Consider the following 8,597-nt stretch of genomic DNA (forward strand, 5'->3'; position numbering starts at 1 on the left):
GGCGCGGACGGCGTCCACGTCGGCACCGTCGACCACGTCCAGGGCGACCGCATCAAGCTGACCAAGAACGACTCGCCCCAGACCGAGGACGGACAGGGCGCCAAGCATCATTACATCTCGCTTGGTCTGGTGGCCGAGGTCGAGGAGGGCGTGGTGCGGCTGTCGGCGACCGGCGCGAACGCGGTGACGCTGGAAGAGGACGCTTGAACTCACTTTCCCTCTCCCTTCGTGGGAGAGGGAGGGAGGCCCGCAGGGCCGGAGGGGTGAGGGGGCGTGGGATCAGCCACGTTCAGCTCGCCCACCTCACTGGCACGCCAGGCATTCGTCGTAGTCCGTCGTCTCGAACTCGTACTTGGGCGCCTCGATCGTGTTGTCCGCTTCGACCCCGCCAGCGAACCCCGCGCGCTGGATGCTCTTCGAGCGCAGGTAGTAGAGCGACTTGATCCCCAGTTCCCATGCACGGAAATGGAGCATCAGCAGGTCCCACTTCTCGACGTCGGCGGGGATGAACAGGTTGAGCGATTGCGCCTGGTCGATGAACGGCGTGCGGTCGCCGGCGAGTTCCAGCACCCAGCGCTGGTCGATCTCGAAGCTGGTCTTGTAGACGTCCTTCTCGTCCGCCGACAGGAAGTCGAGGTGCTGGACGCTGCCCCCCTGTTCCAGGATCGTGTTCCACACCGCATCCGAGTTCCTGGCCTTCGCGATCAGCAGTCGCTCCAGATACGGGTTCTTGATGGAGAAGCTGCCCGACAGCGTCTTGTGGGTGTAGATGTTGGCGGGGATCGGCTCGATGCACGCGCTGGTGCCGCCGCAGATGATGCTGATCGACGCGGTCGGCGCGATCGCCATCTTGCAGCTGAACCGTTCCATGACGCCCATGTCCTGCGCGTCGGGGCAAGGCCCGCGCTCGTGCGCCAGCATCATCGACGCGCTCGACGCCTGCGCCGACACATGGCGGAAGATGCGCAGGTTCCAGCTCTTGGCCATCGCCCCCTCGAACGGGATGCCGCGCGCCTGGAGGAACGAGTGGAAACCCATGACGCCCAGGCCCACCGACCGCTCGCGGCCCGCGGAATAGGCGGCGCGCTCCATGCCGGGCTCATGCCGGTCGATATAGTCCTGCAGCACGTTGTCGAGGAAGCGCATCACGTCCTCGATGAAGCGCGGATCGGCGTTCCACTCGTCCCAGGTCTCGAGATTGAGACTGGAGAGGCAGCAGACCGCGGTGCGATCGTTGCCCAAGTGGTCGCGGCCCGTCGGCAGCGTGATCTCGCTGCACAGGTTCGACGTCGATACCTTCAGCCCCAAGTCGCGATGATGCTTGGGCATCGCCTTGTTCACATGGTCTGCAAAGACGATGTACGGCTCGCCGGTCGCCAGCCGCGTCTCCACCAGCTTCTGGAACAGCGAGCGCGCATCCAGCGTCTGGCGGACCGATCCGTCCTTGGGGCTTTTCAGCTGCCACTCGGCACCCTCGCGCACCGCTTTCATGAACGCATCGGTGATGAGCACGCCGTGGTGGAGGTTCAGCGCCTTGCGGTTGAAGTCGCCCGACGGTTTGCGGATTTCGAGGAACTCCTCGATCTCGGGATGGCTGACGTCGAGGTAGCAGGCGGCCGAGCCGCGGCGCAGGCTGCCCTGGCTGATCGCGAGCGTCAGGCTGTCCATCACGCGGACGAACGGGATGATGCCGCTGGTCTTGCCGTTAAGCCCGACGGGTTCGCCGATGCCGCGCACATTCCCCCAATAGGTGCCGATGCCGCCGCCGCGCGAGGCGAGCCAGACGTTCTCGTTCCAGGTATCGACGATGCCGTTCAGGCTGTCGGGCACCGAGTTGAGGTAGCAGGAGATCGGCAGGCCGCGCCCGGTCCCGCCGTTGGACAGCACCGGCGTCGCCGGCATGAACCACAGCCGCGAGACATAGTCGTACAATCGCTGCGCATGCGCGGCGTCGTCGGCATAGGCGGACGCCACGCGGACGAACAGGTCCTGGAACCCCTCGCCGGGCAGGAGATAGCGATCGCGTAGCGTCTCCTTGCCGAAGTCGGTGAGGAGCGCGTCGCGGCCGTGGTCGACCTCGACCGGGTAGGGGCGAGCCGCCGGCGCCGGGCGGGAGCCCGGGGCGGGTGCTCCGACATCGCTGCCGGTCGGGCGTTCGATCGTTTCGCTGCTCACATCATTCCCATCGCTGAAATCCATGGTGGCACTTCATGTTCACTGTTCGTTCGAATCAGATGCGCCGCGGACATCGTATCAGCCGCGGCGGCATGATCCAGAACAAAACAGGTCCATGCCTTGCCATCCGGTCATGCCGGTTGCTTCTTCATCTTCGCAAATATGATCTTCGACACCAGAACTTGGGCTTTCAACCAAGTCTCACCACAACGGATTGGGGTAAGCCGCCACGACCCGCAAGCCCCGCCAGGTCATAGAGCACGCGTCCGCCCGGGCCTTCCCGCATGTCGCCCGCCGCGACGCGCGGACTTCCGGGGCCTGTGGGAAACGCAAGGGAACGAAGCCGCAACACAATTATTTTTCGACTCGCGACCGATGCCCCGACGGGAAGCGGCGCGGCAGCCCGGGTGCCGGCACGAACCGCTTCCCGGTGCCGCCGCCGACCCCGCCGCCGCGGGAAACGCGGCCTTGCCGCCTGCGCGGGGACGACGGCTCCCGATCAGCCCGCCACCCGATGCAGGGCGCACAGCTTGTTGCCGTCGGGATCGCGCAGATAGGCAAGATACAGGCTGCCGAACGGCGTCTCGCGCCGGCCCGGCGCGTCCTCGATCGCGGTGCCGCCATTGGCGAGGCCGGCCGCGTGCCACGCGGCGGCCTGATCCGGATCGTCGATCGCAAAGCCGATCGTGGTGCCGTTGCCGCTGGTGGCGGGCTCGCCGTTGATCGGCGTCGTCAGCATCAGCCGGCCGCCGTTCCGGGCATAGACGAGCCGGCCCCGGGGATCGATCGTGCCGGGCCTGCCGCCCGTCGCGGCGGACAGCGCGTCGTAGAACGTGCGCGACCGGTCGAGGTCGTTGCTGCCGATCATGATGTGGCTGAACATGGGGGGGGTCCTCCTCCTCGCGCCATGCGGGACGGTGCGAGCCTTCGCGCGCGGCACCGGACCCGTCAACTTGGGGGTCGGATCGGAGTCGGACAGCTCCGGTCAGCCGGCGTGGCGCCGGGGCAGGCGACCGGAGTGGAGCCGCTCCAGGTTGAAATGTTCGGCGAACTCCAGGCCGGCGCGGCCACCCTCCGCCCAGCGGAGCGTGGCGGGGAACATCTGGTCCTCGAGCAGCTCGATCAGCACCTCGATGCCCGGCCCTCCGTCCCCCCGCGCCTCGACGCCGGGGTCGAGGCCGTCGATCATCGCGCCGGTGGACGATATGTTGCGGATGCGCACGTCGCCATGCGCCTGCCCAAGCTCGATGCGCGCCGAGCGCAGCATCGTCGTCCGCGGGCTGCGGCTGACCCTGAAGCCGGAGGCGGCGGCGTGACCGCCGGCGGCGGCGAGCTGGCGGCGTGCCTCCTCGCCGGGCACCGCCTTGCCATAGACCCATCCCTGGATGTGGCTGCATCCCAGGCTTCGTACCAGGTCGATCTCGTCCTGGATCTCCACCCCTTCCGCCGTCGTCTCCATGCCCAGCGTATCGGCGAGCGTCACGATCGCCTTGATGATCGCCGCATTCCGGCTCCCCGCCTGCGCCGCGCCGCGCACGAAGCTCTGGTCGATCTTGATCTTGTCGAACGGGGCGGTGCGCAGGTACCCCAGGCTGGAATAGCCGGTGCCGAAATCGTCGAGCGCCAACCGCACGCCCAGTCCCTTCAGCGCCGCGAACATCGCGTCGGACGACCGCGTCTGGTCCAGGAACACGCCCTCGGTGATCTCCAGCTCCAGCCGCGCGGGCGCGAGCTGCGTGCTTGCGAGCGCGCTCGCCACCAGCGCGGGCAGAGCGGGGCTGGCGAACTGGATCGGCGACACGTTCACCGCGACGCGCACGTCGCCCGGCCAGGCGGCCGCCTCCGCGCAGGCGGTGCGCAGCACCCACTCGCCGATCGCGCCGATCAGCCCGCACTCCTCCGCCGCCGGCACGAAGAGCGCCGGGCTGATCGCGCCGCGGGTCGGGTGATCCCAGCGCAACAGCGCCTCGTAGCCGACGACCCGCGCATCGGCGGTCGCCACGACAGGCTGGTACGCAAGGTGGAACGCACCCGTGGCGACCGCGTGACGCAGGTCGTCCTCCAGCAACCGGCGGCTTTGCGCGCCGGCCAGCATGTCGTCGCTATAGAAGCGGTGGACGCCGCGTCCGTCGCCCTTGGCGGCGTAGAGCGCGAGGTCGGCGGAGCGGATCAGCGCCTCCGCATCCGAATCCTGGCGCGGCGCGATGGCGATGCCGATCGAGCAGCCGATCGTCACGGACTGGCTCGCGACGTGGTAGGGTTGCGACAGCGACGCGATGATCGTGCGCGCAAGGTCGGCCAGCGCCTCGCGCGCGTCGATGCCGGGCAGCAGTACCTGGAACTCGTCGCCGCCCAGCCGGCCGCACAGGCCGCCGGGCAGGCCGCTTTCCCCCACGCATCGCTGCAGCCGCTGCGCCGCCTGTTTCAGCAGCTCGTCGCCCGCCTGGTGACCCAGCGTGTCGTTCACGGCCTTGAAGCGATCGAGGTCGAGCAGGAACAGCGCGGTCGCGCGGTAGGGGCCGGCCTGCGGCGCGAGCGTCTTGTCGAGCGACACGCGCATGCGCTGACGATTGGCAAGTCCGGTCAACCCATCGAACAGCGCCAGCCGTGTGATCTCCGCCTCCGCCCGGCGCTTTTCGGTCAGGTCGTTGCCCGAGCCGATGAAGCCCTGGAACCGGCCGAGATCGTCCGTCATCGGCCGGCCCGAGATCGACCACCAGCGCGCACCCGTCTCATCGGCGGCGGCCCGCACCGAATAATCGGAAAACGAGGTGCGCGACGACAGATGGAAGGCGAGCGTACGCTCCGTCGCCGGCGCCGCCGAGTCGATCCGGAACAGCTCGACCAGCGAGTGGCCCAAGGGTTCCGTGCCCGTCACTCGGACCAGCTCGTCGGCGACCTTGCGCGACAGATAGGTGAGGCAGCCCGCGCGATCGGTTTCCCAGAACCAGCCGGTGCCGTGGTCCTCGAACTCCGCAATCATGCGGGCGGCGAACTGGCCCTCGCTCGCCTCGCCGGCTCGCGCCATCGCCTGACGGGCATCGCGCCGGGCAAGGCGACGCGTGGCGATCGCGAGGCAGCCGAAGAAGGCCGTCGCGACCCCGGCGATCGGCAGGCTCGCGCCCAGAACCAGCACGCCTGCGACCAGCCCCGCTCCCAGGCCGATCGTCGCGATCCTCACCGGGTGCAGCAGCACCGCCGATATGACGATGGCGCCGGCGACCGCGACGAAGGCGCCGAGCCGCCCCGGGCCATCGGGCAGCACGCTGGTCGACCACAACAGCGCGAACAGCGCGCTCGCCAGCATCGCGGCGGCGGGCATCAGGATGCGATGCCGCCGCCACGCCGGCCAGGCCCGACCGACGCCAAGGACGATCCACGGCAGGACTGCGGTGGCCGGCGTGGCGACGAGCATCGCCAGGATGCTGCGGGACGGGCCGCCGCCCGGCGCGAGCCAGGCACCCGCGACGATCCCCAGCGCCAGCAGCTGCGCCGCCAGCGCGAATGGCCAGGCGGAGGCGGCCTGTGCGAGCTGCGCCGCCTGCGCATCGACCACCGGCTCGCGCTCGTCCTCGACCAGTCCGAAATCGCGCGCCAGGCCGCGTATGGTGTCGGGAAAGGAGGGCGGGTTGAGGTCACTCATGAACGCGCCCTCGCATGAGGGTGGTTTCGGTAGGGCGACGGGACGTGGCTAAGATGGTGTGAACGGCGCTTGCCGGCATCGCGCGGCGGTGGACGCCGCCGTGCCGCCCGGCGGGTCGATGTCGGGCTACCCCGCCCGGACAGGCTCGCCGCTCGCGCCCCGGGCGGCCGCGAAGGGCCGGCGCGCGTACAGGCCATAGGCGGCGATGCCCGCATAGCACAGCGCCGGCAGCAGCAACGCGACGTGCAGTCCGGCGGCATCGGCGAGCTGGCCCGTGCAATAGGGCACCACGGCGCCGCCGACGATCGCGGTGGCGATGACGCCCGATCCTTCCGCGGCGCGCGCGCCCAGCCCCTCGCTCGCCAGGCTGAAGATCGTCGGGAACATGATGGCGTTGGTCAGCCCGATCGCCAGCAGCGCCCAGCCCGACACCGCGCCGACGCCGTTCGCCGCCACCAGGATCAGGGCGATCGCCCCCGTCGCGACCCCGGCCAGCGCCTTGCCGGACGACACCGTCCGCAGCACCCAGGCGCCCGCGAACCGCCCGACGAGCGCCCCGCCCCAGTAATAGGGCACATGGTTGCCCGCGACCACGTCGCTCACCCCCCATACGTCGCGCTGCGCCAGATAGGCGACGATCAGCGAGCCGACCGACACCTCCGCGCCGACGTACAGGAAGATGCACGCCGTCCCCATCGCGAAGCGCGGCCGCCCGAGCAGCGACAGCGCGACGGCGAGCGTCGCGCCCTGGTCCTGCGCCTCGTGCAGCCGGTGGCGGCGCGTCCAGACCACGCCCGCGATGACGAGCAGCGCGGCCGCGAGGCCGAGATAGGTGTGGACGATCGCCCGCGACGACTGGACCCGGTACGCATCCAGCGCCGCGCCGGTCAGCGAGGCCGCGCTGACGCTCGCGATCGTACCCAGGATCAGCGTCGAGCCCACGCGCGGAAACAGCGTCGTCCCCACCGAGTTGAAACCCTGCGCGAAGGTCAGCCGGCTCGATGCGGTCCTCGGCTTGCCCAGCAGCGAGATCAGCGGGTTGGCCACGACCTGCACGATCGTGATGCCGGCGCCGAGCACGAACAGCGCGAACAGGAACATGCCAAACATCGCGCTCTGCGACGCCGGGATGAACAGCAGGCAACCCGCCGTCATCGTCAGCAGCCCGATCGTGGCGGTGCGCATGTAGCCCAGCCGCTGGACGATCGCGGCGGCGGGCAGCGAGAACAGCGCGTAGGCGAGGAAGAACGCGGACTGGACCAGCATCGCGCTGGCGTGGCTCAACGTGAACAGCTCGCGCAGCTTGGGGATGATGATGTCGTTCAGGCTGGTGATGCCGCCGAAGACGAAGAACAGCGCGAATACGAAGACGCGCAGATCGGGCGCGTCGATCCCAGCGAGCTCCTGGGCAGGGCCGGCGGCATCGCGATCGGGACCTGGCACTTCTGCGAACACCGTCATTCCACCCACTCCAGCCCCATGTCGCGGTACACGTCGCGGTCCTCGTCCCAGCCGGGGCGCACCTTGACGTGCAGGTACAGGTGTACCGGCCGCTCCATCAGCGCCGAAAGCTGCGCGCGCGCGCGGGCGCCGATCTCGCGGATACGGCTGCCGCCCTTGCCCAGCACGATCGCGCGCTGCGTCGGCCGCTCGACCAGCACCTGCTGGTGGATCTCGACCGATCCGTCGGGGCGTTCCTTGTACGATTCGGTCTCGACCGCGCTCGCATGGGGCAGCTCGGCATGGAGCTGGAGGAACAGCTGCTCGCGGGTCACTTCCGCCGCGAGCGCGCGCTCGGTGGCGTCGGACACCTGGTCCTCGGGATAGTGCCACGGCCCGGCCGGCATCGTGGCGGCCAGCGCGCGTTTCAGCTCGGGCACGCCGTCGCCGGTCTCCGCCGACACGAAGAACGTCTCGGCGAAGGGCAGCAACGCGTTCAGCCGCTCGGCGTGGATCAGCAGCCTGGGCTTGTCGGCGACGTCCACCTTGTTGAGGACGAGGTACACGCGCTCGGGCCGGTCCGCGAGCTGCCCGACCAGCGTCGTCACCTTGGCTCCCGTGCCGGCCTTGCCGTCGACCACCAGCGCGACGACGTCCGCGCCTTCCGTCCCGCTCCAGGCGGCGGCGACCATCGCCCGGTCGAGGCGCCGCTGCGGGGCGAAGATGCCGGGCGTATCCACGAGCAGCAGCTGCGTCGCGCCCTCGATCGCCACGCCCAGCAGGCGCGCGCGCGTCGTCTGAGCCTTCGGGCTGACGATCGCGACCTTCTGGCCGACGAGCGCGTTGACCAGCGTCGACTTGCCCGCGTTGGGCGCGCCGACGAGGGTGACGAGGCCGCAATGCGTGGCGGGCGTCGCCGATGCGTCGATGCGTCCGGGATCGGGTTCCAGGGTCATCACATCCCATTATCTGTTCGCCCCGGGCTTGTCGAAGGGCATCCGGCCATCCACGATCCGGGGGCGGACGGAGGAAGGCGGACGGGACCGCGAAGCGGGAGCGACCCCGTCGTCCGGATCGCCTCATCCCTGCACTTGCGCCAGCAGCGCGGCGGCGGCGGCGATCTCGGCTTCCTGCTTGCTGCGGCCCTCGCCCGTCGCGGCGAAGGCGCGGCCGACGCTGACCTTGACGCGATAGCGCGGAGCATGGTCCGGCCCGGTCCGGGCGTCGATCACATAGACCGGGCTCGCGCGCTTCTGAGCGGCGGTCCATTCCAGCAGCGCCGACTTGGGGTGGCGCGGCGCCGGCCCGTCGGGGCCCCGGCCCCAGGCGGCGCGGACGA

7 protein-coding genes are annotated in these 8,597 nt (G+C 69.9%); 1 reads left to right on the forward strand and 6 read right to left on the reverse strand.

The features are described from left to right. A partial coding sequence (locus HUV01_RS09040) for a DUF2171 domain-containing protein (protein WP_174297960.1) occupies positions 1-207 on the forward strand: 207 nt, incomplete at its 5' end. Between the two features lie 96 nt (positions 208-303). Here HUV01_RS09040 and HUV01_RS09045 read toward each other — a convergent pair. From HUV01_RS09045 to HUV01_RS09070, 6 genes are all read right to left on the reverse strand, one after another. After that, complete coding sequence (locus tag HUV01_RS09045; protein WP_174297961.1) at positions 304-2,199, reverse strand: ribonucleoside-diphosphate reductase subunit alpha; 1,896 nt, start codon at positions 2,197-2,199, stop codon at positions 304-306. Positions 2,200-2,674: 475 nt separating this feature from the next. Further along, a complete protein-coding gene (locus HUV01_RS09050) occupies positions 2,675-3,058 on the reverse strand; it encodes a VOC family protein (protein ID WP_174297962.1) in 384 nt (127 codons plus the stop codon). A 102-nt stretch (positions 3,059-3,160) separates the two neighbouring features. Next, positions 3,161-5,818: a putative bifunctional diguanylate cyclase/phosphodiesterase gene (locus HUV01_RS09055; RefSeq protein WP_174297963.1), complete on the reverse strand. Its 2,658-nt coding sequence runs from the start codon at positions 5,816-5,818 to the stop codon at positions 3,161-3,163. Positions 5,819-5,944: 126 nt separating this feature from the next. Further along, entirely contained in the window at positions 5,945-7,279 is a 1,335-nt protein-coding gene (locus HUV01_RS09060; RefSeq protein WP_174297964.1) for a sugar MFS transporter, read from the reverse strand. Continuing rightward, positions 7,276-8,214 (reverse strand): GTPase Era, encoded by a 939-nt coding sequence (era, locus tag HUV01_RS09065; protein ID WP_174297965.1) that lies wholly within the window; start codon positions 8,212-8,214, stop codon positions 7,276-7,278. The genes HUV01_RS09060 and era overlap by 4 nt, the downstream gene beginning before the upstream one ends. A gap of 123 nt (positions 8,215-8,337) precedes the next feature. Beyond that, positions 8,338-8,597 (reverse strand): putative dsRNA-binding protein (locus tag HUV01_RS09070; protein ID WP_254606524.1); only part of this gene is annotated, 260 nt, incomplete at its 5' end.

Source organism: Sphingomonas bacterium (assembly GCF_903643035.1).
In the GTDB taxonomy this organism is placed as follows: Bacteria; Pseudomonadota; Alphaproteobacteria; order Sphingomonadales; family Sphingomonadaceae; genus Sphingomonas.

What these genes read in the sequence shown, in the direction of transcription:
- HUV01_RS09045 (WP_174297961.1), bottom strand. Translation starts at nt 2,199, where the DNA reads ATGGATTTCAGCGATGGGAATGATGTGAGCAGCGAAACGATCGAACGC.
- HUV01_RS09050 (WP_174297962.1), bottom strand. Translation starts at nt 3,058, where the DNA reads ATGTTCAGCCACATCATGATCGGCAGCAACGACCTCGACCGGTCGCGC.
- HUV01_RS09055 (WP_174297963.1), bottom strand. Translation starts at nt 5,818, where the DNA reads ATGAGTGACCTCAACCCGCCCTCCTTTCCCGACACCATACGCGGCCTG.
- HUV01_RS09060 (WP_174297964.1), bottom strand. Translation starts at nt 7,279, where the DNA reads ATGACGGTGTTCGCAGAAGTGCCAGGTCCCGATCGCGATGCCGCCGGC.
- era (WP_174297965.1), bottom strand. Translation starts at nt 8,214, where the DNA reads ATGACCCTGGAACCCGATCCCGGACGCATCGACGCATCGGCGACGCCC.